Annotated in this window: 25 protein-coding genes and 3 pseudogenes; 8 read left to right on the top strand and 20 right to left on the bottom strand. The window is 66.2% G+C overall.

Annotated features, from left to right (window positions below; genetic code table 11):
- Positions 1-14: 14 nt before the first annotated feature.
- Both ACYVKL_RS05775 and ACYVKL_RS05770 read right to left on the bottom strand, forming a co-directional pair.
- The gene (locus tag ACYVKL_RS05775) at positions 15-569 is read right to left on the bottom strand and encodes a flavodoxin domain-containing protein (RefSeq protein ID WP_379174036.1); all 555 of its coding nucleotides are present in this window, start codon (positions 567-569) and stop codon (positions 15-17) included.
- 83 nt (positions 570-652) lie between these two features.
- Positions 653-1,531: a DUF302 domain-containing protein gene (locus tag ACYVKL_RS05770; protein WP_379174035.1), complete on the bottom strand. Its 879-nt coding sequence runs from the start codon at positions 1,529-1,531 to the stop codon at positions 653-655.
- 232 nt (positions 1,532-1,763) lie between these two features.
- On the opposite strand from ACYVKL_RS05770, the pseudogene ACYVKL_RS05765 reads away from it, so the two are divergent.
- Positions 1,764-1,865 (top strand): annotated as a pseudogene (locus tag ACYVKL_RS05765) (universal stress protein); the annotation flags it as partial.
- A gap of 43 nt (positions 1,866-1,908) precedes the next feature.
- Here the strand turns inward: ACYVKL_RS05765 and ACYVKL_RS05760 are convergent.
- The 3 genes from ACYVKL_RS05760 to ACYVKL_RS05750 form a co-directional block, all read right to left on the bottom strand.
- Positions 1,909-2,910, bottom strand: a complete 1,002-nt coding sequence (locus ACYVKL_RS05760) for an Acg family FMN-binding oxidoreductase (RefSeq protein WP_379174034.1) — start codon at positions 2,908-2,910, stop codon at positions 1,909-1,911.
- A 137-nt stretch (positions 2,911-3,047) separates the two neighbouring features.
- Positions 3,048-3,170, bottom strand: coding sequence for a hypothetical protein (locus tag ACYVKL_RS05755; RefSeq protein WP_379174033.1), 123 nt, complete (start codon positions 3,168-3,170; stop codon positions 3,048-3,050).
- 80 nt (positions 3,171-3,250) lie between these two features.
- Positions 3,251-3,571, bottom strand: a complete 321-nt coding sequence (locus tag ACYVKL_RS05750; protein WP_379174032.1) for a hypothetical protein — start codon at positions 3,569-3,571, stop codon at positions 3,251-3,253.
- Between the two features lie 290 nt (positions 3,572-3,861).
- Between ACYVKL_RS05750 and ACYVKL_RS05745 the strand changes: the two genes are divergently transcribed.
- Positions 3,862-5,268 carry a wax ester/triacylglycerol synthase domain-containing protein gene (locus tag ACYVKL_RS05745; RefSeq protein ID WP_379174031.1) on the top strand — a complete coding sequence of 469 codons (1,407 nt, stop codon included), beginning with the start codon at positions 3,862-3,864 and terminating at the stop codon, positions 5,266-5,268.
- A gap of 27 nt (positions 5,269-5,295) precedes the next feature.
- Here the strand turns inward: ACYVKL_RS05745 and ACYVKL_RS05740 are convergent.
- From ACYVKL_RS05740 to ACYVKL_RS05715, 6 genes and pseudogenes are all read right to left on the bottom strand, one after another.
- Positions 5,296-5,697, bottom strand: a pseudogene (locus ACYVKL_RS05740) (alcohol dehydrogenase catalytic domain-containing protein); the annotation flags it as partial.
- Positions 5,698-5,790: 93 nt separating this feature from the next.
- A complete protein-coding gene (locus tag ACYVKL_RS05735) occupies positions 5,791-6,597 on the bottom strand; it encodes a hypothetical protein (protein WP_379174030.1) in 807 nt (268 codons plus the stop codon).
- 94 nt (positions 6,598-6,691) lie between these two features.
- Positions 6,692-6,871, bottom strand: a pseudogene (locus ACYVKL_RS05730) (IS481 family transposase); the annotation flags it as partial.
- A 96-nt stretch (positions 6,872-6,967) separates the two neighbouring features.
- Positions 6,968-8,512, bottom strand: a complete 1,545-nt coding sequence (locus ACYVKL_RS05725; protein ID WP_379174029.1) for a CHAT domain-containing protein — start codon at positions 8,510-8,512, stop codon at positions 6,968-6,970.
- A 43-nt stretch (positions 8,513-8,555) separates the two neighbouring features.
- Positions 8,556-8,927, bottom strand: coding sequence for a CU044_2847 family protein (locus tag ACYVKL_RS05720; RefSeq protein WP_379174028.1), 372 nt, complete (start codon positions 8,925-8,927; stop codon positions 8,556-8,558).
- Between the two features lie 504 nt (positions 8,928-9,431).
- Positions 9,432-10,418 (bottom strand): lysophospholipid acyltransferase family protein, encoded by a 987-nt coding sequence (locus tag ACYVKL_RS05715; protein ID WP_417629438.1) that lies wholly within the window; start codon positions 10,416-10,418, stop codon positions 9,432-9,434.
- 969 nt (positions 10,419-11,387) lie between these two features.
- Between ACYVKL_RS05715 and ACYVKL_RS05710 the strand changes: the two genes are divergently transcribed.
- The 4 genes from ACYVKL_RS05710 (at position 11,388) to ACYVKL_RS05695 (ending at position 14,091) form a co-directional block, all read left to right on the top strand.
- Positions 11,388-11,630 carry a hypothetical protein gene (locus ACYVKL_RS05710; protein WP_379174027.1) on the top strand — a complete coding sequence of 81 codons (243 nt, stop codon included), beginning with the start codon at positions 11,388-11,390 and terminating at the stop codon, positions 11,628-11,630.
- Between the two features lie 169 nt (positions 11,631-11,799).
- Positions 11,800-11,997: an AMP-binding enzyme gene (locus ACYVKL_RS05705; protein WP_379174054.1), complete on the top strand. Its 198-nt coding sequence runs from the start codon at positions 11,800-11,802 to the stop codon at positions 11,995-11,997.
- A gap of 175 nt (positions 11,998-12,172) precedes the next feature.
- A complete protein-coding gene (locus tag ACYVKL_RS05700) occupies positions 12,173-13,006 on the top strand; it encodes a hypothetical protein (RefSeq protein ID WP_379174026.1) in 834 nt (277 codons plus the stop codon).
- A 590-nt stretch (positions 13,007-13,596) separates the two neighbouring features.
- Complete coding sequence (locus tag ACYVKL_RS05695; protein ID WP_460771265.1) at positions 13,597-14,091, top strand: nitroreductase/quinone reductase family protein; 495 nt, start codon at positions 13,597-13,599, stop codon at positions 14,089-14,091.
- Positions 14,092-14,196: 105 nt separating this feature from the next.
- On the opposite strand, the gene ACYVKL_RS05690 is transcribed toward ACYVKL_RS05695, so the two are convergent.
- The 5 genes from ACYVKL_RS05690 to ACYVKL_RS05670 form a co-directional block, all read right to left on the bottom strand.
- Positions 14,197-14,652 carry a DUF2871 domain-containing protein gene (locus ACYVKL_RS05690; RefSeq protein ID WP_379174024.1) on the bottom strand — a complete coding sequence of 152 codons (456 nt, stop codon included), beginning with the start codon at positions 14,650-14,652 and terminating at the stop codon, positions 14,197-14,199.
- The gene (locus ACYVKL_RS05685) at positions 14,649-16,307 is read right to left on the bottom strand and encodes an MFS transporter (RefSeq protein ID WP_379174023.1); all 1,659 of its coding nucleotides are present in this window, start codon (positions 16,305-16,307) and stop codon (positions 14,649-14,651) included. The genes ACYVKL_RS05690 and ACYVKL_RS05685 overlap by 4 nt, the downstream gene beginning before the upstream one ends.
- A gap of 404 nt (positions 16,308-16,711) precedes the next feature.
- Positions 16,712-17,050, bottom strand: a complete 339-nt coding sequence (locus ACYVKL_RS05680) for a hypothetical protein (protein ID WP_460771261.1) — start codon at positions 17,048-17,050, stop codon at positions 16,712-16,714.
- A 52-nt stretch (positions 17,051-17,102) separates the two neighbouring features.
- Complete coding sequence (locus ACYVKL_RS05675; RefSeq protein ID WP_379174021.1) at positions 17,103-17,381, bottom strand: hypothetical protein; 279 nt, start codon at positions 17,379-17,381, stop codon at positions 17,103-17,105.
- 274 nt (positions 17,382-17,655) lie between these two features.
- Positions 17,656-17,880, bottom strand: a complete 225-nt coding sequence (locus tag ACYVKL_RS05670; RefSeq protein ID WP_379174020.1) for a hypothetical protein — start codon at positions 17,878-17,880, stop codon at positions 17,656-17,658.
- Between the two features lie 428 nt (positions 17,881-18,308).
- Here ACYVKL_RS05670 and ACYVKL_RS05665 point away from each other — a divergent pair, with 428 nt between their 5' ends.
- Complete coding sequence (locus ACYVKL_RS05665; protein ID WP_379174019.1) at positions 18,309-18,593, top strand: hypothetical protein; 285 nt, start codon at positions 18,309-18,311, stop codon at positions 18,591-18,593.
- A 120-nt stretch (positions 18,594-18,713) separates the two neighbouring features.
- Here ACYVKL_RS05665 and ACYVKL_RS05660 read toward each other — a convergent pair whose 3' ends face one another.
- From ACYVKL_RS05660 to ACYVKL_RS05650, 3 genes are all read right to left on the bottom strand, one after another.
- Positions 18,714-19,649: a hypothetical protein gene (locus ACYVKL_RS05660; protein ID WP_379174018.1), complete on the bottom strand. Its 936-nt coding sequence runs from the start codon at positions 19,647-19,649 to the stop codon at positions 18,714-18,716.
- Between the two features lie 1,262 nt (positions 19,650-20,911).
- Entirely contained in the window at positions 20,912-21,682 is a 771-nt protein-coding gene (locus ACYVKL_RS05655; RefSeq protein ID WP_379174017.1) for a hypothetical protein, read from the bottom strand.
- A 685-nt stretch (positions 21,683-22,367) separates the two neighbouring features.
- A complete protein-coding gene (locus tag ACYVKL_RS05650) occupies positions 22,368-22,784 on the bottom strand; it encodes a hypothetical protein (RefSeq protein WP_460771257.1) in 417 nt (138 codons plus the stop codon).
- Positions 22,785-22,898: 114 nt separating this feature from the next.
- On the opposite strand from ACYVKL_RS05650, the gene ACYVKL_RS05645 reads away from it, so the two are divergent.
- A complete protein-coding gene (locus tag ACYVKL_RS05645; protein WP_379174015.1) occupies positions 22,899-23,498 on the top strand; it encodes a hypothetical protein in 600 nt (199 codons plus the stop codon).
- 1 nt (position 23,499) lies between these two features.
- Here the strand turns inward: ACYVKL_RS05645 and ACYVKL_RS05640 are convergent, their stop codons facing one another.
- Positions 23,500-23,832, bottom strand: a complete 333-nt coding sequence (locus tag ACYVKL_RS05640; protein ID WP_379174014.1) for a hypothetical protein — start codon at positions 23,830-23,832, stop codon at positions 23,500-23,502.
- Between the last annotated feature and the right edge of the window lie 217 nt (positions 23,833-24,049).

Below are 24,049 nucleotides of genomic sequence, written 5' to 3'. Positions count from 1 at the left end.
CTCGCGGACTCAGGTCAGGGGTGGGTCGGGATGGCCTGCGCGCTGGGCAGTTTCAGCTCCTGGGCGATGGTGTCGGTCCAGGCCGTGATGGCGGTCCAGTCGCGCAGGTCGCCGTAGCGCGGACCGCCGATGAGGCGGTAGAGGGTGCGCGCCGACAGCGAGACGCCCGCGCGTTCGTAGTGACCGGCGAACGCACGGTAGTCGCGCGGGGTGACCGCGTCCCGCATGGCGGCGATATTCTTCGGGACCATGCGGCCTATCAGGCGGCCGATCGGACCGACGAGGGCGGGACCGAGGCCGACGCTGAACAGCCACACCGGACGCGCGCGCAGTTCGTGGCGGTGGGAGCGGACGTAGTTGTCCAGCTCGGGCAGCAGGGCCCGGTCGTGGACGGCGCTGCCGAGGATGACGGCGTCGAAGCGGGTCGGATCGGGGGCGTGTTCGGCGTCGGCGACCTCGACGGTCGCACCGCGGGCGGTGAGCGAGGCGCCGATGAAGTCGGCGATCTCGCGCGTGGACCCTTGGGCGGTGGAGTAGACGACGGCGATGCGGGTGGTTTTGGTTTCCATGTGTCGAGCCTGCTCGCACCGTAGAAATTCGGTGAGAGGACTCGTACCCGCGTGGGCCGGGACCATGGTCCCCGGCATCGCCGTCAGCCCGCCGCGGCGGCCGGACGGGCCAGGCTCGCCAGCGCCCCGGCGAGCATCCGGCGGATCTCCTCGGCCGTGGTGGCCAACTCGGGCCGGGCCAGGACCTGGACGAGCAGGGTGGGATCGACGGCCTCGACCAGGACACCGGTGTCGTCCGCGCGGACGACCACGTTGCATGGCATCAGCAGCCCGGCTTCTCGATCGGTCGCCAACGCGATGCCCGCGAGCTGCGGATTGCAGATGCCGAGGATCAGGTACTCCTCGATGTGCTGACCGGTCCGCTCCCGCAGCGCCGCCTGCACATCGAACTCGGTGACGACACCGAAACCCCTCTCCCGCAACACTGTTCGAGTTCGTTCGACGGCATCCGGGAAGGCGGTGGGTAGATGGACCGCGATCGCCGGGGCCGGGGACACCGGGATCCGGATCTCGGTGATGAGCAGCCTGGGGTCGCTCACTTCGTCCGGCCCGATGAGGTAGGCCTCGGTCGGCGGCCCGACAGGGCGATAACCGGCCCGCTGCAACCACTCCCGCAGCGCGCGATAGGCGGCATCGATGTCGCCGTAGCCGCCCCGGTGGCTGGTGCGGGCCACCAGCGTCGGGGACTGGATGACCAGCTCGGCGCCGGAGCTCGGTCCCAGTGCCGGGGCCGCCTCGATCGGCAGCCCGAAGTCGATGACGATGGCGTCCTCGGCGGGCAGCTCCCGGTGAAAGGTGATCATCGGCGCGCCGTTCGCGGTGAGCCCCGCCTTCTCGGCGACCTCGCTGAGCCTGCCCATGCCGCTGACAATGCCCTCGCTCAACAGGTCCGGGCGGACCTCCAACGGTATGCGCAGGACCGCCTGGGGTGGTGTCTCGCACACGTTGACCCGGTATTCCATCGCACGCCTCCTTCGATAGTGGTGTCACCAGCCTGCGCACGGGCCGGGCGTGACTCCAGAGGAGAAGGTCCCGGCGGGGCGGGAACAAGTCGATGATGCCGGTGTGGATGCTCCTGCGCGCCCAGGGCGCTCTGGATCCGCTGACCCCGCGAGCGCGGGCGGAACTGCTGGAGTCGATGCGCGTCTCGCCGGTTGAGGTCGCCCGGTGGGAACGCCCACTGTGCTGGTCGTCGGCCGCGGCGGCTTCGCTGGGATGCTGCTCGGCTCGACCAGCGACGCGCTGTTGCACACTGTGGAATGCCCGATGATCGTGGTGCCGTCGAGCCACTGCTGACCGGCTTTCATCCGGCAGCACTACCCGGCCCGGCCGGGCGACCTCACCCGAAGGTGAGGATGTCCGCGACCGGGCGGCGGGGGGTGAGCGGGGCGGGAATCTCATCGGGCGGGGCGGAGCCGATTCGGATCACCGCGTGCGGAATGCCGGGACAGCCGATCAGGCTCGCGAGAAGTTCGCGCCCGGCGGGCAATTCGGTGATGTTGGTCAGGGGACAGGTGGCGAGGCCGGCGGCGGTGCACTCGAGCAGCACCGCCGAGAGTGCCTCGCCGATGCGCAGCCACTGTGCCACCGAGTCCCGCACCGCGCTGAGAACCACGAGCCGGGCATGATCGGAGAGGTGACTCCGGCGAGTGGAGCGCGGCCCCGGCGGAAAGCTGCGGCCGACCCCGACCAGCGCGAACTCGGTGTCCGAGGCCAGGGCCGTACGCGGAACACCGTCGTGAATATCGGAATCCCCTGCCCACGAATGCAGCTCGAGGTCATAGAACATGTCGTGACCGCGCAGGGTGGCGTACTCGCGGGACAGGGCGGCGAGCTGAGGCCGGGCGGATTCGGCGAGCACGTCGAGCCGGACGTCCTGCGTGGCCGCCAACTCGCCCAGTACCGGAACCAGGTCGTCCCAGCCGCTGGGGTCCAGCAGGGCCAGCCGGTCGGTCCGGCGGTGCGCGATGGCGTGCGCCTGCGCGCGGATATCGACCGGGGGATCCGCCCACGGCCGGAATCCGATGGACGCGAGGTGATCCGGGCGCTTCTCTTGGGGCACCCGCGTCGTGTCGGTGCGCCAACCACGGTCCGCGAAGGCCGCTCGGACCTGGTGCAGCATCGCACCGCAGCTGATCACCAGTTGCCGGCCGAGCGGATCCGCGGCGGAGAGCAGGCGTTCGGCGTCGGCGAACAGATCCAGGCGGTAGCCGTCGAATCGCCAACGCCAGGGCTGGGTGTTGTGCACCGACGGCGCCCGCGCCGCCAGCTCGATCGCCGCCGAAACCGTCCCCGGATCAGGCGCCGGACCGCCGCGTACATCATCATCGTTGACGCTCATGCCATCAGTGTCCCGGCAGTCCGCGAGCGGTGGATACGGCTGTTGTTCTTGTGCCGCAGGGTATTTGGTCACCACGGGCCGGTGGCGGCGTGCATCCGCCTTCGACCCGCTGCGGCCCGAACAGCGTCGCGGATTGGTCAGGCCGCGCCGGTGGCCGGCGTGAAAGTCAGTGCCTCACTGATCACTTCGCCGAAGCGGGTTGGATCGGCGATCAGCCGGCAGTGCCGGCCCACCAGGTCCAGCGAGTCGTGGGCGGTCATGATGGCGACGGCGCCACCGAACGAGTGGCCGATGAGGGTGACCGGTTCGGTCGGTCATCGGTCGGTGGGGACGGCGTCGTTCACTGCTTGTCCGCGCCGGCCTTGTCGTGTGCTGCGCTCGCGTCGCGCACGATGCTGCGCAGGAACTCGTACTGGGCCGTGATGAGCTTGTCGGACAATTCCAGCCCGGCGTCGACGAGTGTCGTGCGCAGCGCGTGCAGCGCCGAGTCTTCGCGAATCGCCTCTCGCCGCTCGCGAATCGCCTGGTCGACGGTGCTGATGAACGTGTGCACGGCCGCGCTGGCGGCCTGCTGCCCGGCCTTGGCCGATTCGAGAACTTCGTTGGAGAGCCGCTCCGCCTGCGGGGTCTGCGTGGACTGCTGCTGAGTGGGTGTGGCCATGAGTTGCTCCTGACGTGAAAACAGTGGAACGGCTGCCGAGGGCATCGGCACCGTGCATCAGCATGGGCGCGTGGACGCGGCGTGGTGTAGGGCCGATGGTCCCCATCCGATCGTCGCTCGGTCCTCTCGCGGAGCCGAGGGCGCGGTGCCCGAAGGCTCGTACCGGGTGACCTTCGCCTCTGCCGATCATGGGTTCTTCCCGGTCACAGTGAAGACAGTGAAATCGCCCGGCGGGTACAGGGTTCGCGCGTTCCGGGATGGTAGGGACAATGGCCGCACATGACACTCACATGACACAGTCGGACCTCTTCGCATGGAGCATGGAGCAGGATCCGAGTCTGCGTTCGACGATCGTGACGGTGCTGATCCTGGACACCGAACCGGACTGGGATCGGTTGCTGCGCATGCTCGATCGGGGGACGCGGGCGGTGCCGAGATTCCGGCACCGGTTGGTCGCCGTACCGTGGGGGCTCACGCCGCCGCGGTGGCTCCCCGATCCCGATTTCGACCTGTGCTGGCATGTTCGTCATCTCGCCCTGCCGGCCCCCGCGGACCTGTCGTCGGTGATCGAGTTCGCGCGCACCGAGGTCATGTCCGCATTCGATCCGGCCCGGCCGCTGTGGCGGTTCACCGTGCTCGGCGGTCTGGACGGGGGGCGGAGCGCACTCGTGCTCAAGGTGCACCACAGCCTCACCGACGGCGTAGGGGGCATGCAGATAGCGGGTGAGATCCTGGATGTCACCCGTGCGGGCACCACGCACGAACCGGTCCCCGACCCGGCGCGGCCGGGAGACGGCGTGCTCGGCGACATCGTCACGTGGAACTGGTCGGCGGGGGCGGACCTGGTACGCGCCGGGATGGCAGCGATTCCGCCCATCGCCTGGCACGCCGTCACCAACCCCGTCGGTGCGGTCCGCGACGGCGCCGTGATGGCCGAATCCCTGTTCCGGCTGGCCCGCCCGATCACCAGGACACTGTCGCCGCTGATGACCGAGCGGAGCCTCGGGCGACGGCTGACGGTGCTCGAGGTGCCGCTCGAGACGTTGCACCGTGGTGCGCGCCTGGCCGGCTGCACGGTCAACGACGCCTTCCTGGCCTCGGTTCTGATCGGCTTGCGCATCTACCACAGCCGACACGGGAAGAAAGTCGAACAGCTGCGGGTAGCGATGCCGATCAGCCTGCGGCGCACCGGCGATCCAGTCGGGGGCAACCGCATCACGCTCACTCGCTTCGCCGTCCCCGTCGCAGTCGGCGACACGGTCGATCTCATGCGCGCACTCGATGCCACGGTCGAGCGATGGCGGCACGAACCGGCGATCCCGCTGTCGAATGCCGTCGCGGCGACCTTCAACCGGTTGCCGGTCGGCCTGCTCACCAGCATGTTCAAACACGTCGACTTCATCGCCTCCGACGTCCCGGGATCCCCGGTCGCGCTCTACATCGCCGGCGCGAAGATCGAACGGATCTACCCCTTCGGCCCCACCACCGGCACCGCCTTCAACATCACTCTGATCTCGCACGTCGGAACCTGTTGCATCGGAATCAACTCCGACACCGCCGCGGTACCCGATCCGGAGACGCTGACCGACTGTCTCGCCGAGGGTTTCGGCGCGGTCGCCGCCTTCGGCACGGCTGAACCCGCTCAGCCGGGGCCCGCCGGACACCCCGCGCCGCCGGGAACCGTGCCGCCCTCGTAGATTCTCGGCCACACGGTGAGAGGTGGTCGCCGCTGGGTTCACCTGTCGACGCTCGGCGTATCTGCCGTCGGCGTCCCATCCGGTGTATTGCGAACATGGACAGAGATTCTCGGCTCCGCGGAGGCAGAATCGGCATTCTCCGCAGGTGTGGCGCAACCATGCGATTCCCACCCGATCACCGGGGACGAACTCGGTTCCGGTGTCGGGGCCCAGCGCGGTCACCAACCCGACCACTTCGTGACCGGGCACCACGTCGGAGCGATGTACCGGCAGGTCGCCTTCCGTGACGTGCAGATCCGTCCGGCACACCCCGCATGCGAGTACCCGCACCAACAGCTCGCCCGGACCGGGTTCAGGCACTCGGACTTGCTTCATGGTCAGCGGCCGGTCATCGATCGGCCCCGGTTTCGTCACCCGCCACGCCCGCATCGACCCCATCGGAGACACTCCCTTCGACATCCGCCGGAAGCTCCTTGCGATCAGAATCTGTAATCCCCGCCGCGCAGCGCCGCACGCAATCGCTCAGTCCCCATGCTGCTTGTCGTGGCCTACCCGCGCAGGCCGGTAGAAGCCGCGATAGACCTGGATCGCCATCGCCACGTAGGCGATCGTCTTCGGGATCATCAACGCGCCGAGGGCGGGCACGCGGCGGGCGAACAGGATCACCGGCGTATAGAACGTGAACGACGCCAGCATCGCGTCACCCACGCGGGCGAGGGTGCGGTCCCCGGTGCGGCGGGCATCGCGTTTGATCAGGAACGCCTGCCCCAAGCCCAGGACCAGTAGCGGAACATTGCGGTAGACCGACCACTTCTGCGGCGGTGTCGGCTGATCCCATTCGTTCTGCGGAGCCGCCAAAGCGACGACGCGCACTGCGCCGGCCCCGAGCAGCAGCTTGGTGAATCGGGTCCAGGCCTTGCCGAACCGGACCCGCCAGGCGTCCAAGGTCAGCACGTAGAAGAAGGTCATGGTGATCGAGGAGGCCATCTCGCCGATTCCGAGCAGGCTGGTCCGCCTGCCCAGCCAGGTGACGGTCGCTCGGTCGTCGCCGCGGGTCAGCGCCAGGACCCGGAATCCGACATGCGCGGTATCGCCGATCGCGAGCATGAGGAACGCGCGGCGGAGCAAACCCGCGGTGCGGCGGTCGGATTGGCGGACTCGCCCGCGCTGTCGCGTCATGGCGATCACCAGGGTCCAGATGGTGACGAGATAGGTGGAATCGAAGGCGATTTCGAACCACCGGCGCGCGGTGGCCGCGGTCGGCGGCGCGGGTTCGGTCGTGGTGGCCGATGGTGTGTGCGCGGTAGCGCTCGAGGTGTCGACGATCATGCTTCGAATCATGTCGGCCCGGGCTGGCCCCGCAGGAGGGTCCAAAGGCCCGTTAAGACCGACCGATCGGTTGCCTCGGCCGGCATCGCCGAGCCAGGGCCTCGGTGTGGGCCAAGCGAGAGTGATCGTCAAGAGCGGTGTGTAGATAGGTGTAGCCGACGCGGCCGGTGCCCGCGCCGACGCGTTTGGAGGCCAGGGCATTCGGGCTGCCGCGGCCGTGGGCCCACCAGCCGCCGCCGGTCGGGATGCGCCCGTGCTTCTTGATATCGACGTGGATCAGGCTGCCAGGCTCGGTGTGCTCGTAGCGCACGACCTTCCGCGGCGTGGCGCCGGTCGGCGCATCGAGGTCAGCCAGACGCACAAGTTTGTCTCAATAAATGTAAACCACAGCATTGCTCGTGTTCGTACACCTGACGAACTCGCCCTCGGGAATGCGCGACATCTGGTAATTTTGGCCTGTTATCGGTGAGTAGACATCAATTGTGCGTTCTTGAAAACGGCGGCCCTCCGCATAGGCTATACGCACCTCCTCCGCAAACTCGCAAGAAGTGTGGCTACCAGCGTAGGCGCTATGAGCGTAGCCATTTTTCTCATCGTATTTCTGTGGGCAGGAATGAGCCCCCGGTGGTAACGCCAGAGCCGAGTCATGGTCGCCTACTAGTTTTGCGACGCAAAACGCAACCACAATCGTGGCGAGTACGAGGACGATGCCCATACCGATAATCCGAGCATGTCTCCGCCAGAGCGCCGCAATAAGGCGGGCTAGATCATGGACTCTGGTGGGGTTCGTTTCACTGGGCTGCAACGGTTTGGGTGTCAGGGTGAAAAGCTGGGTATTGCCACTTCGCAGATACAGCACCGGAGTGACCCATTCCAGGGTGCGGGATGCGCCGCCGAGAATCGCGATGCGGCCGCTGCGGACGGCGTCATCGACGTTGTGACCGTGCGCGATCGCCGTGTAGAACCCTCTCGCGAAGGAGATCGCTGCTGGATCGCTGATGGTGAACTGCATGGCGGCCACCGCGTTGATTCCGTGATGGACCAGGACGGCGGCGGTGCCGGAGAACAAATCCGTGGCGCTTTGCTCACCGGATGCGCAGGAGTTGAGCACCACCAGCCGAGGCATCGGCTCGGCCTGGCGCAGCAGAATCGCCAACTTATTGGCCGCGACCATGTCCGCCCGGCCGCCGGCACCGATCAAGGCGATACTTCCCTGATTACTGGCGACGTCGAAGTCGCCGTGACCGATGAAATGCACCACATGCCATTGATCGGAGAGCAGCTTTTCGTGGACCGCATCCCAACTCGCCTGCGTCAGCCACTCCAGCTCCAGCCAGCCGCCGGAGGTCAACGCGTTCAACGCATTCTCCAGGCCTTCTTGTTCAGCAGAGACATTCAGCGGCGGCATCCCCCGCGGGGAGGCCACCAAACCCAGCACACGTAACGGGGAAGTGACCGCCTGCGGTTCGACAATGTACGGGGCCGAGACGTGCCGCACCATCGACTCGGTCAGGCATACATACCCCTGGGTGTCTTTGTCCCACAATGCTTCCCAGGGCAGGGCAGCCAGTCCGGGAGCACTCATACGCAGCTCGACGCGTAAGGGCTCTCCTTTGCCCTGCGCGGCCACAATGCTCGCGCGGAACGCATCCAGCACCTTGTCAGTGAGCAGTGCATCGAACAGAGCCGCGCCGACAGCCCGCAGCTTCTCCTCGTTGAGGTCAGAGATTCCGCGCCCGGTCACTGCTGAGGCCAGGACCGCCATCTCCAGATCGTTCCGCTGGCCCAAAAGCGGGGCCGCATCCAGATGCATGGACGCCGAAAACGCGACACCGACCGGCGAATCCACCACACGAGTTGTGAACTCCCCGTCACCCAAACCCGCTTCGATCTCCAGCCGAATCGTGCTCACCATCGCTGCCACCCCTCCCTACTGACCGCAGATCTTGCTCCAGCCTTCAACGCCTCATGTCTTCCGGGACGCCGGGATCGCGGGCACCGCCGGACGGATGCCACGTCAAATCCACCTGCAACTGTGCGGTGGCACCTGCCGACGCCACGATCGCACCGGCTTTCGCGTCGAACTCCAAACTGAACTGCACTCGAGCCTCCGCCGGTGGCGCGGCCAGCCCCCGCAGCTGTTCGACGACCCGTTCCGCCACCACGTGAATCGCACTCAGTGCCGAATCGAAGGATCGTTCAGCCTTCTCCACAACCTCGTCGGTCAAGGTTGACCCGCCCCGAGTCACCACTGTGCCCAACTGTTCCTCCGGCTGCACACGCACCAGGACCTCGCCGCCACCGTTGAGCGGAAAACTTACCGTCGGCACTGATCGCTCCCTTCCCTAAGTTCCCTTCCTGCCACTGCCATCAGAGGTATCCACACTCTGTGGTCAGGCCAAAAGGCCATGTCAACATCGTCGTTTCCACCCACCGACCTCACATCCGTAGCCGACTACTCGACTCTCCGGCTCGAGTTGTGAAGGCGTAGCGGCGGTCTGCAACACGTCCTGTCATCTCTGTGAGGAGTCTTGTGTCAAGCGGTCCGGTCGGTGCCCTGGTCTGTCGTCGTCCCGGCATAGCGGTAATGGGGTTGGTTGCCCTGCAGCGTGTAATGCCCAGCTCCTGCTTCTCTTTGTGGGTGGTTCGCAGCAGTGTGGGTAGGGGACTACGCACGTCGCCTCATCAGGGCTGGACAGCGACCACGCCTCGTTCGCATCGGTTGCTGCTGCGAGTAAGTGCGCCGACCGGCCGGTGTCCGGAAGCGAACGATCGCCGGTCGCGGCCTCGTTCGATACCCCCGGCGGTGCACGAACACCCCGGGTCGGATATCGCTAGCCCGCGAACGGATTGCGGCGCTGGGTCAGCCGCTTGTACAGCGCGTGCTGGATCGTTTCGCGGACCTGATCGCTGACCTCGAACATGGTTATCGGATCGTCGGCGGCCTGCGGCCCATAGGTGGCGGTGGGGATGGGCTCACCGAACTCGATGTGCCACTTCGACGGCAGCGGGATCGCGCCCAGCACGCCCAGGTGCGGGAACAGCGGCGTCACCGGGAAGTACGGCAGCCCGAGCAGCCGGGCCAGCGGGGTGAGGTCGGCCAGCTTCGGGTAGATCTCCTCCGAGCCGACGATCGAGCACGGGATGAGCGGCACACCGGTCTTCAGCGCCACCGAGGCGAAGCCGCCGCGCCCGAACCGCTGCAGTTTGTACCGCGCGCGGTAGGGCTTGCCGACGCCCTTGAAGCCCTCGGGGAACACCCCCGCCAGCTCGCCGGTGCGCAACAACCGCTCGGCGCCGGTGGGGCAGGCCCGCGTGTGCCCGGCCCTGCGGGCCAGCGCGCTCACGATCGGCAGCTCGAAGACGAGGTCGGCGGCCAGCAGGCGCAGCGCCCGATGCCCGGGATGGTGATCGTGCACTGCCACCTGCAGCATCAGTCCGTCCAGCGGCAGCACGCCGGCGTGGTTGGCCACGATCAGCGCGCCCCCGGACTCGGGGAGATTCTCGATGCCGGCGACCTGCACTCGGAACCACAGCCGCGACAGCGGCCGCAGGGCCGGCAGGATCAGCGACTCCAGCAGGTGCTCGTCGAGGCCGAACTCGTCGAGCGGGTAGTCCCCGGTGAGGCGGCGACGCGCGAAATCGACCGCACCGCGCACGCCCGCGGCGAGATGACCTGTCACCAGACCGCCGAGACTCACCCGGCGACCGCGGCGACGGCGAGTTTCCCGATACACATGAGGTGAACCACCATTCGATTCGTTCTGAGGAACTGCAATCGTGGAGCGTGGAGCACGTGGAAACGGGACGAGCGGTTCGATCCTATCCCGGCCCTGCCTCGCCCACCGGCGCGGGTGGCTGCGTCGAGGGTCTCGACCGGGTTGACCCCACAGGTTCGTCTCGCTAGGTGCCGGTCGAACGTAAATCCTTGCCGGCCAAGGTATTTCGGTATCAGTCGCGAGACCGGATGCAGCGCGTGCCCGCAGGATCGGCACTGGAGTTCATCGCTGGCCCGATGCCATGGCCGGGGTGCACGCCCCAGGCCCGCTAGCCTTGCCAGTGTTCGAAGCGATGAGCCGACGAGCGCCGACGCTCAGCCCGAACCGACCGCGCCGGCACAGGTAGCCCATTCGACGAACAGACTTCCGAACGTTTGGGTGCCAACGCGGTCAGTCCCCCGACGCCTTCTCATTGTCTCTAAAACGATCGCAATCAAGATCCGTTGTGCGGCAGCCAGCTTCGCTGGACCGATCGGTCTTTGAACCCCGTCTCCGAGTCAACGTTTCCCGTTCTGGGGGCGTTCGGAGAATCGATCGTCTTCCGAGTGCGAACACCCACCTGCGAGCGGGCCCGATTCTGTCCCGCATCCTGCATGACGACCTCGATCGTGTAGCTAATTCGGGGATATCGGTGACCTTCCGTGCCTGGACACTCTCGATTCGTGCCATCAACGCGGCATTCGGGCCGCTCCAGCCCAGGATCTCGATACTGTGCGGTGCGGGTGAGCCGATCGTGGAGCGCGGCGGGAATCCGGCGGGTTATCGCGCCGCATTCTCACGTCGGATCATCTGGCCGGGGTCAATAGTGGACGACTCCGGAATCGGTGCCCCGCTTCGCTGACTACGAGCGGTGTATCCGTGCTCGGCGGCCGGGTGGATCCTCCCGCAGATCTCTTCGATCCACCCGGCCTGAGCAGCAATCGGATCGTCACGGTGGAAATGGTCGTGTCATGAGCAGGTATGGATGCGCGCCCCGCGGCAAGGCCGCCGGGCTCAGGTGGTGGTGAAGGCATGTACCGACTCGCCGACCTGCTCGTGTTGTGTGCCACCGGGTCCGCCCGCGGTGACCAGGTCTGCCGCGTCGAAATCCGCTGGAAGGACACCGTTGTCCGGCTGCGCCCCCAGCCGGGGTCCGTGCGGGTGGCACTGGATAACGCGCTGGGTGAGGTCACCCGGCATCTGGGGATCAACCTGCCAGGGTTGCTCGCGCACGTCGCGATCGGGCCCGCGCTACCTCAGCCTCAGGCCTGGTAGCCCAGACCGACTCAGGGCGGCCACTATCCCGATGCCCGCACCCGCGATCACGGCGATGATGACACGAACTCGGATCCGGACGCGGACGCGGTCGCGCGTTCGATGGTCACCCTCTTCCAAGGTCCTGACCTGATAACACTCGAACGACCCGTGGTGGACTCCGGGAAGCCTGGCAACCAACCTGACCGTCGAGGTCTTTCGTGAGACCGGCACCCTGGAGAACCACCTTGTCGAACACCCCGCGGTGCGCGAGGCCGCGGTGATCGCAGTCCCGGATCCGACATGGGATGCCGATGTCGCCATGGGGTTCGGAGCTGGATCCCGGGGGTTGATGGTGGACATGTTCACCCACGATCCAGGGTGCTGAACAGCCCGGAAAGTCCTGGTGATGGCCTTGTTCGAACCTTTCACGGCACGCTCGACCATCCGAGACGCCCCTGTGATCCGAATGCGAATCGACAAGGTCTCTGGAATGTGGAAGGTGATACATGGGCACAGGCAAGCACAGAAAGCTCAGTCCGCGTCAACAGAAGGTGGGGTCGATGGTAGTGGCGGGAGCGGTTCCCGTTGTTCTCACTCTGGTGGGTAGCAGCGGTACCGCGAACGCCGAGCCCGGCCGCTACGTTCCGGTGAGCCCGACCGAGCACGGCAGCCACGTTGCCTTCGTGGCCGACGACCCGGATTCAGGCGAGGCGACCCCCGCCGTGCAGGCAGAGCAGACGAAGCAGTCCCCGAACTGGCCCGCAGCGCAAGTGCCGAATGTGCGCCCGTACCAGGGAACGCGAATCCCGGACGACACGCGCAGTTCGCTGCAGTGGGCGCGGCCGGTACCGAAAAGCGAGTATCTGTCGCCGGTCGAGTTCCTGCACGGCCCGGTCCCGGTCGCGCCGGTGCCGCCGATCGCGCCGCCGCCGGGCATGTTGCGCTTCGGCAACGTGCAGGTCGAGGTGCCGGATTGGCTGCCACGGGAGCCCGCCATCCAACTCAACGACGCCGCGGCGGTCACCGAGGCCGATCTCGCAACGTTCTTCGACTCGGTCGGTATGGAACGCACTCGCTCCGATCGTGTTGCGAGTCAGACCGTCGGCTCCGCGGCGCTCGGTGCTGCCGCAGGCGCAGCGATAGCGAGCCCGTTCGCACTGATCGGCGCAGGTGTCGGCGGCGCACTCGGTCTGGCGATCGGCTTGCCGTTCGCACCGATCGGTCTCGCCGCGGCGCCCATCGGCGCCGCGTACGGCGCGGCCCTCATGGCGGCACCGCTCGCCGCCATCGGCGCGGGAATCGGCGCGACTCTCGGCGCGGCGCAGGCCCTCACCGCACCCCCGCGAGCCCTCGGCCCAGCTGAGGCCGCCACCGACGAACCCGCGACCGATTGACAGAGTTTTACTTTGTCGAACTGGTCGCGATACCGCCTGAAATGCACCGTAGATATATCGGCTGCTGCACGCGGCCCCTTTGGCCTGTCGATTTGCGACAAGTCGAAGGGGCCGAGGTATCGGACAGCTCGACGTAGCGGTCATCGGTCCACAGCTCGTAGGCGTGGTGACGGGGGTATCACGGCCCATGGGAGGCCCCCTTATTGAATTCCCCTGCGATGCACCAGGATCGGTGCACCTTTCATGGTGCTCACCCGCACCGACATGCCTCGGGGAAATCGCACTCGCAGCGGCGCGGAGAAGTAGCGCTCAGTTCATCCGGATGCGAGCCTCGCGCAGGTAGGCCAGCCGCCATTCCTGGTCCTCGTGGTCGTTGCCGAGCAACACACGTTTGCGCCACTCGAAGACCGCGGCCATCCAGTTGCGGTTCAGCTCCCGTGTGGTCCGGCCGTGAGTCCTAAGTCGGTTGTCGGCGTGGGTGCTCGAGTTTCGGGGCCGCCAGTGATGCGGGACCTTGGCCTCTATCTCTCGATCGCCAGATCCCGGCAGAGTGCTGGTTGACAGAAGCCGGAATCGCGAGGAGGCGACCTATGTGGCCGTATTCTGCGGCACGGTTGCGGGCCATGTATACAGGTGGGCGCGGCGATGCGACCGCGCGCTGGTTCGCCCGGCTGTGGTCGGTGGTGTTTGCCGTGGGCCTCCAGCCCCAGCGATGGGTGACATTGGAGGTCGCCGGACGTCGGTCCGGGAAGGTGCGCAGCTTCCCGCTGGGCATGGCCGACTGGCACCACCAGTGGTATCTGGTCTCCATGCTCGGCGAGCATTGTGATTGGGTCCGCAACGTCCGAGCCGCACGAGGACAGGTCGTGCTACATCACGGGCGTCGACGCCGTGTCCGTCTGGTCGAGGTGCCCGTGCCCGAACGCGCCGCGATCCTGCGACGCTACCTCGACGCGGTGCCCGGCGCTCGCCCGCACATCCCAGTCGACCGCCACGCCGCACTGACTGAGTTCGACACGATCGCCGCTGAATATCCGGTGTTCCGAGTCGACCCCGAAACCGACACTTTGCACCCCCACCAATAAGTTCTGAGTCGGTTGTCGGCGCGGGCGCTCGAGTATTCGAAAGGTGAAGGGTATCGACGTCGATTTGTCCTCGCGAAGGCGAGGGATCCGCGGCTCGGCAACCCTTCAGCGCTCGACCGTGTGTTCCGCGTTTTGCTTCGTAGCGTCGGACTCACGGGCCGCGGTCGTGATCGGGCCGCGCAGGCACAGGAAGAACATGGCTGAACCGATGGACAGCAGGATGTGGCCGAGTCCGGCTATGCCCGAGATGGCGGGACTGACATCGTGGTTCAGGACCGTGAGGATGCCGTGCGCGACCATCATGGCCACAGTCATGACCAGTCCGGCGTTGTAGGTCCAGAAGAAGGCGTTGAACCAGCGGCCGGAGGTCAGCGCGAATTGCTTGTCCAGCACGATGACGATGAGGAAGAACAGCGTTCCGAGTGCGAGGACGTGGGTGTGGGTGGCGGTGAGTTGTGAGCTTCCGGAAAAGTCGTGGGCCTTGGTGAATTCGCGGTAGAAGAACCCTAGGACTAGCCCCAGGAGTGTGTAGCAGGCGGCAGCGTAGAACGACTTTCTCATCGGCTCTCCATGGTGGAAGTTCGGCGGGTGCGGGAATTCAGGACGGTCGCGCTCACCAAGCCGAGCGCGAGGAAGGCGGCGGCCACGCCCAATGCGGTCCTGGTTGCGTCGCCGAATCCTTCGGACAGCGCGGTGGTCACCTGTGGTCCTGCGGGTCCGAGTTGTCCGGCGTCGCCTTGTGCGCGCAGTGCTGCGATCGCTCCTCCGGCCGAATCTCTGGTTGCGGTGACCAGGTGCTGTGCCGTTGGCGGTGGCAACTGGGGAACCGATTCCAATCGGTCGGTCAGGTTGTGGGCCAATCCGATCGACAGCACCGCGCCGAGAATGGCGGAGCCGAGTGCCGCGCCGAGTTGCCGGACCGTACTCTGCGTCGCCGAACCTTGGCCCGACCGCTCCGGCGGGATGTCGGCCAGCACGGTGCCGGTCAGCTGCGCCGAGGCGAGACCGAGTCCCGCGCCGTACCCGGCCAGCAGCACGGCGAGCAGCCAGGGCGAGACCGTCGAGGAAAGGAGCAGCGCGACCACGGCGACGCCCACTGCCTCGAGGACCAGGCCCAACATGACCGTTCTCGAGGTGCCGAGCAGGGTGGCGATGTGCCGGGCGGCGGCTCCGGATCCGAAGGCGCCCAAGGCCATTGCGGCCAGTACCAGGCCGGCGCCCAGCGTCGACAAGCCGAGCCCGTTCACCAGGAACAGCGGCAGCACGAGCAGCAGGCCGAACTCTCCGATCGCCACGGTCAGCGCGGTCAGATTGCCCCAGCTGAAGGTCGGGATGGAGAACAGGCTCACGTCCAGGATCGCGGACCGGCCCACCCGTGCCCGGTGTCGTTCCCAGACTACGAACAGCACCAACGCGACCACGCCGATCAGCCCGATGACCGGAACCGCCGAGACCGGAGCGCTTCGCGGCCACTCGATTCCGAGGACGCTGAACGCGGAGTGCGGGCGCCACCAGCCGAGGCTCTGACCTTCGATGAGTGCGAAGACGACCCCGCCGAACCCGATCGCGCTGAGCAGAAGTCCGTCGACGTCGAGCCCGGGTTCGCTGATCGCGGCCTTGGTTTCGCGCACCGCGAGCAATGTACCGATCAGTACCGCCGCCCCGATCGGGATATTGACGATGAAAATCCATCGCCAGCTGAAGTAGGTGGTCAGGCTGCCGCCGAGGAGCGGTCCCACGGCGGCCATGCCGGAGATGACTGCGCCCCACACCGCGAACGCGATGACCCGATCCTTGCCACGGAAGGTGGCGTTCACGCTCGACAAGGTGGCGGGCAATACGAATGCTCCGCCGACACCCTGCACCACACGCGAAAGGATCAGCGCCGCAACGCTCGACGCGACGGCGGCCATCAGGCTGCCCGCCAGGAACACGAGAACGCCGAGCGCGAACATCCGGCGTCGGCCCAGCCGGTCGCCGAGACGGCCCGCAGTCAGCAACAGTGCGGCGAAGACGACCGAATAGGCGCTGTTGACCCACTGGGCATCGGTCAGATCGAGTCCGAGATCGGTGACGATCACTGGTAGCGCGACGCCGACGATGGTGCCGTCCACGACGATCAACGAGAGCCCAGCTGCGAGGACACCGAGCCCGATCCACGCGCTTCGGTCGGCCCGCGGCACCGAGTCGGCCACAGTAGTTGGATCGATCTGCATTGTTGCGATTCTGCGAGCTCGGACCGGCCGCCGATAGATCCGATCGGTCCCTGCCGGACCAACCTTCGATGGAGTCCAGATCATCCGATCGGCAATCAACCGGTCGACGAAGGCGAACGCCGACTCCGCGCACCACGTTCGGCCAGCGTGGCTCGGTCCCACCCTCCGATGTGACCGCCTGTGGTCGTGGCACGGGACCTTCGAAAGACAGAGGTGGGGAACAACTTTCCGGCCATCGAGGGTACGTTTTGTGCCGGTACGCTGGCGCGGCATCGACAGTTCCGACCGCCGGCGCCCGGCGCCGGCCGGTTCGGTCAGCGCGGGATGCGGCACAGAATGACGTTCTGTGCTTCGGTGTGGATCGCGCCGACAGTGGGCGACATCGGGTTCGGCTGCCGGTCGGGTTACAGGTCGTCGGCCGCCACCTTGGCGAGGTGATCGTGTTGCGGCTCGCTACCGCCTTCGAGCGAGTCGCTCCCTGGACGCTCCCGCGGCCCCGCCTCGGCCGATTCGTTTGCACCGCTGAAGAAGCCGCACCTGGCCCGGCTGATCCTCGACTCGCCGCAGGCGATCGGGCTCGACGCGGGCAGCATACCGAGCCCCTTCCGGACCGATGGCTGATCGAGCCATCGGTCCGCTTCGGCTCTGTCGTCGGATGTCAGCGTCGAGCGAGAAACGAGTACTGGACGATCCGGCGGCGACGAGGTCACGGAGTGCGAGCCTACGGTGATCAGGACCGGCACCGGCCACGCACCTGCACACCACGTATCTCTCGGTCTTCGGCCCCTATGCGAGCTACAGCATCTCGGCGTACATGCGGCCGTCGCGCACCCCGAATTCGATCCGACACGGGAACTCCGAGGGGTATCCGGGCTGGGGGTTGTGCGGATTGCCTCCGATGACGAACCTCGCCCACTCCCGCAACTCTTCGGGCAGCTCGAACATCCAGCCGTCGGTGGCGCGCACGTACGGGATGTCGGCACCGAGGGGATCGTGGCGGCCGAGAGCGGCCACATCGAGGATCATCCCCTTCTCCTGCGCTGACGCGATCGTGGGCGGCTGCAGCAGCATCATGGCGGAACCGTAGCGCCACCCACGCCCTCCCCGGCAGAGGCGCGACCAGGCGCGACGAAGACGCCCGATTTGCCCGGCCGGCCAGCCCGGAACCTACTGAAACCGCTGCACGCCCGACGCAATGAAAGCGCAGCGGCGTTTTGCCGCAAGGCATTTCAGCGGCTTCATGTACCACCTGACGCGATTCTTACTTTCGCCCCGATCTCCAAGCCACAAGCGACGCATACGGTTTGCCCCGCCTGCGCCTGCCTCTCGGTAGCCCGACCCTCAGATTTCAACCACTTGGGCGAGGTGGGGCTCCGGTAGTCATCGGCCTTCTGCGCGTGGGCTCGGCGAGCCGGTGCCGGCCACCGGCAGCGGGCGCCACCGCGACGGGAGGCTCGACGGTGGGTGTGTCCAGCAGAACGTGCAGGCGGGCGATGAAGACGTCGATGCTGCCGTAGCGCGCGAGAACCTGCGCGAGCAGTTCGTGCACGGTCGATCCCATCAGATCGGTCATTTCACCCCATTAAGGTTCACCGACCGGTCGGGCCGGTTCTGACCGGCATTCTGCACGACAATCTCGATCATTTAGCTAATTCCGAGATATCGGTGACCACCCGTGCCTGGACACTCTCGATTCGTGCCATCAACGCGGCATTCGGGCCGCTCCAGCCCAGGATCTCGATACGGTGCGGTGCGGGTGAGCCGATCGTGGAGCGCGGCGGGAATCCAGGCACGGTTATCGCGCCGCATTCTCACGTCGGATCACCCCGGCCGGGGTCAACCGTGGACGACTCCGGAATCGATGCCCCGCTTCACCAGCTCGAGCGGCGCATCGTGCTCGGGCCGGGTGGATCAGCCCGCGGGCTCCTCCCTATCCACCTGGCCCGAGCAGCAATGTGGACCGTCACGGCAGAAATCGTCGCTCGAAGGGGAAGTGCTCGCGTGCAGATGTTCATCAGCGGCCGGGTCAGCCGCTGCGGTAGTGAGGCCCACGTCGTCATCGGTGCACCGCGCCCGGTCACCGGGTCCGCCCGCGGTGAGCAGGTCTGCCGCGTCGAAATCCGCTGGGCGGGCACCGTTGTGCGGCTGCACCCGCGGCCGGGGTCCGTGCGGGTGGCACTGGATAACGCGCTGGGTGAGGTCACCCGGCATCTGGGCATCGACCTGCCGGGCCTGCTCGCTCAAGTCGCGATCGGGCCCGCGGTATACGAACCCCGGAATCGGTAGCCGAGATACGAATTCGGCGTCGATAACCTCCCGAGCGGTGGCCTGGTCGCCGGCGAGGACGATGACGGCCTCGGGTCGGGGGTACCTGCACACCTTGGGAAAGACTGGCGCGCCAGTGGCTCATCGGAGCACGGGGATCGCCGGAATCTGCTGGCCGCCGAGAAGTTTCCATACGTGGGCGCGTTCGGCCGCGAGGTCGATCGGCGCGTCGGCGAGGGTGTCGAGCAGCTGCTGCAGCGGCCATGTGTGCAATGCGCCGTAGCGGGCGGAGTAGAGGGCCGCGGTATGGACTGAGAAGGTGTCGGTGGTGTCGAACAGCGTGTAGCCGATGATCTGGTAGATGTCGGTCAGCGACAGCGAGTCCGATCGTTGCCCTGTCTTACGGTTGGCTGTGCCCAGGTGGGTCTTGACCTTGATCAGGACGCCGTCCACGATGAGGTCGGCATCCGCCGAGCAGAGTTGCGAGGCGGCGAACGTCGGTCCCGGGGCCACCGCCGCCGATGGGTCGGGCAGGAATTCGGCCAGTTCGGTGAGAGCGAGTAGATACAGCGACCGCATCTCGGTGAGAGCGTCGTCGGGAGCCAGCGCGAGCAAAGCCTCGGTGGTGAACCGGTCGCTGCGAATTGGTTCGGCCAGTGGCGAATTGGGGAGGACCAACGGGTTGCGGTACAGCTCCGTGCACAGCGCTAACGCCCAGCTCGCCCGTGAAACGATCTCCAAGGTGTTCTCCGACAGCGGCCGCATAAACGCGTGACCTGCCAGTGTGGCCAGCTCCCAGACGACGGCGATGTGGTCGGGGCGATCGAAGATCGGTTCGGCGAACACCGCGGTCTCGGGTAGATACTCGGCGTTGCAGGTGAATCGGAGTAGGTAGTCGAAGGCCGCGCCCAAGGTTCCCGGGCTGGCGCCGGTGCCGCCGACGAGCAGTGTGCCGGCGCGGGCTCGGTAGTCGGCCTGCACGGGTTCGAGATTCGGGTACCGCTGGTCGAGGTACTGACGCAACGGGCTGGCGTTGTCGTCGATCGCCCCGGTCAGGCTGGAGTATTGATAGCTCACACGCATTACTGTGGCATAAGTCACCAGCATTGCCGGAGTCCCACCCCGACCGCGACCGACTTGGCCTTCATCCGGGCCTGCGTGCCATAGAGCGCACGGGATCTCGATCTCGTGCGCCACCGCCAACGCGGGGACTACCGTTGTGTGCCGATCGAGTCAGTTCGGGTCATGTGGGTGTTGGTGGCTCGGCGGCGGGGTGCATGTCGGCGTGCCACCACGATTCGAGCCGACTCGGCTCCGGCCAACGCACCACTGGCACATCATCCTCGGAACCGCTGGTGACGGCGGGTGGGGTCGTATGCCGCTTTCCCGGTCGGCGAACGAACGTGTCACGGCGTGGTTCGCGTGGGGTTGCTGTCATGGCGCACCTCCGAATCTCTGGCCCGGCGCCCGGTCTCACCGGGCGGGCTGGATTCGCAACTCGCGGCGGAATGGCCGTGTTACCCAGATCTTCTCTCGCTGTATGCCCCGGGTGACGCCATCCTTATCGGCACCTCTACTGCCCCTGCCCGCGACCGCAACGTGATTGGGCCGTCGGCAGGCAGTTGCCCTCCGGCTGCCCGGCCACACCCGCCATCAGACAAAGGTGAAGGGCTGAAAACCGTCGCAGGGCCGGAAGGGGATGGCAGGAAGATGAGAACAGGTGCCATGGTCCGACTCCAAGCCGAAATAGAATGAAAAGGGTTACCTTGCAACGGATGCCGCTCTTGCTGGGGCAACCACTGCATCCCCAGTAACTCACCGGCGGCGGCACTTCGGCAACGGATCCACAGTTCGTTACCCCCGGTTTCGCCCGGTTTCGACCCGGTGATTCGAGGCGACGGGGTCGGGACAACTCACCCCCACGCCCAGCCGGTCCGCGAGGTCGCAGCAGGCAGGCCAACGGCCTCTATTCGGTGTGGCAGAAAGCTGGTGCCAGGCAACGGATGCCAGCATCGGTTGCGCGACCCATGTGGTCATCGCAGGGCCGTTGGAACGGCAGTGGAAGGATCGCCGCAATCACGCATGCTGGAATGTGTACCTGGCGCAGTGTCGGAGCCCGGGATGTGACGGTGCTGAAGGAGAAGGTGCAGCCGGGGATGGCGAAGGCGCCGTGGATGTTGTCGGTCGGCGTGCTGGGGTTCGTGGCGACACGGGTGTTGATCAACCCTCGCCAGCAGCCGAGCATCAATCACCTTGCCCCGCACCACGAAACGCACGACACCGCCTGGCCAGCAGCTACACGAACTTCGTTGTTCTCTGCGCCGTTACTACCGGAACCCCTATTCGCAGACCTGGTGGGAGAACCCGAATTCAACGGTGACGGCCGCCTGTGCCGGGGCGAATCGGTTGTGCGGTATGCCGGGGGTGAAGGCGAAGACCGAGACGTGCTCGCTCTGGCGATCCAGCCACCAGCCCGCGGTGCGGCAGGCGCGCCACCGGGTACCGCTCAGGTCGGCGAGCCTTTCCTCGCCCGCAGAACCGAATGTCCAGCCGCCGGAATCACCCAGATGAGCGAGCAAGCGGCCGGCCACCCGATCATCGGGCGTGCCGTCAGCGGCGGCGATGGCGAAGGTGCGATCGCAGAAGCCCCCCGCGTTGGAGTCCCTGCAGCTGGTCGTCTCGTCGACGACTGTCAGGCCGGCGGGCAGGGGTAGCAGCAGTGCGGCATCGGGGATCGCGACGGCCTTGCCTCCGTAGGCTGGGGCGGTCGCGAAGGTGCCGAGGTCGTTCACCACGAAGAACAGCAGCACGAACAGGGCCAGTACGCCATACAGCCCGCCGAGCACCCGGGCGATCCACTGCCGCACCCCACCACCGTCGGTATCGGCCCAGTCCCAGATCAGCCCCGCCAGCAGCACCACGACACCGGCGGCGATCATCAGCACCTCGAGACTGTGCTGATAGTGGCGCACTCGCCAGCCCCCGAACGCCACACCCAGCTCGGCCACGGTCAGCACCGCCAACATCGCACCCACGCGCCACCGGGTGCGGGGCGCTCGCGCCGCGAGCAGCCAGCAGGCCAACGGCACCAACAAGATCAGCCGAAACACGTCGCCAGTCTAAAGTGGCTGCGCCGGTGACCATCTCTCCAGCATTGCTGCGAGAACCGCTGGCGCAGGGCGCTTTCGCCCCGGCGTCGCCCCGGACGTCTTCCCCGCGATGTGCGCGCAGCGGTGGAAGGAACGCACAATGGCTGGGAACGATTGCGGCGCTTTTGGATTGCGATGCAGTTCACGATGCTGAAGTCTGTATCCACCTATCTCGGTGTCGCGAGTTGCTTACTGAACCGTCAGCTCGAGCTACTCGAGCAGCAGGTGGGCGGGCCACTGTTCATCAGGTATCTCAGCCCAACGCCACAGCGGCCAACGGCACGCGGCCAGGCGCTGCTTGATGCGCTGGAAGCGGCAACGGTTCAGAACCAGATGGTCGCGGCCTTAGGCGGACGTGACTGTCTCCGCCTGCCCGGTACTGATACCGCTGTACAGCGGCGCCCTTACGATGGGCTGTCCGTGCGTGCCATCACACCTGTGTCTGCGGTAGTCGATGCTGCCCAAGGGGAACCAGCCAACCCGAGATTGGCAGCGACCGTTCGCGTCCACATCCGCTCGAGCACGCTTGGCGTATGCACGGTCAGGGGTTCGAATCAACAACTCGCACTGCGGCTTCAAAGCCCTGGGCGGTGAACCGAAAGTAGGTGCGACGCTGGTCCTGTGGGTCAGAGCGTCTTCCGATGTTCTACGTGATGGTTTCGCGCTCTGCCATGAACTTGTCGAGGAGGTCGAACAGGATCTCGAGAACACGCGCTTCTTGCTCCGGCGTAAGGGCAGCTGCGAAATCCCGCTCCGGTAACGCGATAGACTCGATCAACGAAGGCCAGCCGAAGCTGCTGTGCTGACCAATGTAGTTGGTTATCAACCACTCTCGGAAGCCGTCGAGAATCGGTCTACCGTACCGGTGGGCGGCTGTGTCGTAGCCGGTCAGGAAGCTAGTGACGCCACGCACGTCGGGGCGGCCGACGTACATGCCACTGCGCCTAGCGAAGAGTGCGATGAACTCACGCTCGGTGAGATCGTTCGGATCGGCCACCATGTGACCTGTCTCTGTCAATTGCCGTTCGCCGGAGGTCGGGCGATCGGAGTTTTCCTGTACCACCGGTCCATCTCATCACGCGAGTGGTGCTGGTACGGCTCAGCGCAATATGCAGGGCAGACAGTGTGTTTCGGCTCCTGGTACGTTCGAGGCGGATTGTGCCGACGGGGAGGGACGATGAGCGGCGGACCTGTGACGACGTTGTATGACTATCAATTGTCGATGCTGCACGCGATGTGCAAGAGCGCTCCTGCTCAAGCTGCGGATCTGCTGGAGCGAGTCGGCGCGACTCTCGACGACGCTGCGATCGCCGAGAAAAGGTGGTGGTATGCCGATGCTACGAACAACTTCACCTCGATCGAGGAGTATGTATCGGCTTGGGGTGCACCAGCTTCGGAGGAACCCCAGTCCGAATCCAATTTGCGACACGCCCGGTGGGATCTATCGTTCTGGCCGGGTCTGCAGATCGAGTTCGTGGAGGTAGGTCGGGACCGTCGCCAGGTCTTCAGGCGGTTGCATCGCAGATCCGAGTCGCCTCGGCCTCGGCTGGACTCGGTCGCAGACCTGACTCCCTGGTCGTGCACGTCCGAGGAGTTGCGGGACTCCGGTCTGGGTCCGGTTGACTTCGTCGACGGGTTTGGTTCAGTTGGCGACGTGCTGGCCTTCACGGCAGTCGATCCCGACTCTCGTTGCAGCTGTGCCTATTTCGCCCATGTCGATTGGGGTCTGCTGCAGTCGGTCAAACCGGCACCGGACTGGTATGCCGCTGGGCAATGACTCAGCCGGCGGCAACCGGACCGAGCGTATCCAGCCGAACGTCGAAGGTGAACGGCATGTCGGTGACGCGGCTGAACACCCAGTGCACGCTGACCGTTGCGATTTCGCCCTTGATGTCTTCGATCGTGCACCGGATGGCAGTGGGGCGTGGGTAGGTCGAGGTCGGCAGCAGATCGCTGCCGAAGATGGCGCTCTTATCGACCAGTTGGTGAGGTCGGCCGTTGGCATCGGTCAACTCGACCAGAACCAACCCGGGTTGCGGGTCGTCGGTGAGCCATACGGATGCGGTGGCGGGCAGTTCGCATTCGTCACCAGTGCCCAGCTTCGATTCCATGGCAGCACCGTATCTGCCCGAGGGGATGGGTGCGAGATCGCCGGCACGGTCGCCGATCGAGCGCATCCCCCTGGCCGACATGGACTCTCCGCCAGAAGAGTTCGTCGAACACGTGTAGCGGTCGCCCAGTGTCCTCTCTCAACCAATCACGCGGGCGCACAATGCTTTCCGGCCCTCGACAATTGGCTTGCCAGTTCAGCTTCAGATGAAATGGCAC

The sequence above is a fragment of the Nocardia tengchongensis genome, assembly GCF_054781395.1.
The sequence above is the reverse complement of the archived record's forward strand: the minus strand, read 5'-3'. Positions and strand labels throughout refer to the sequence as shown.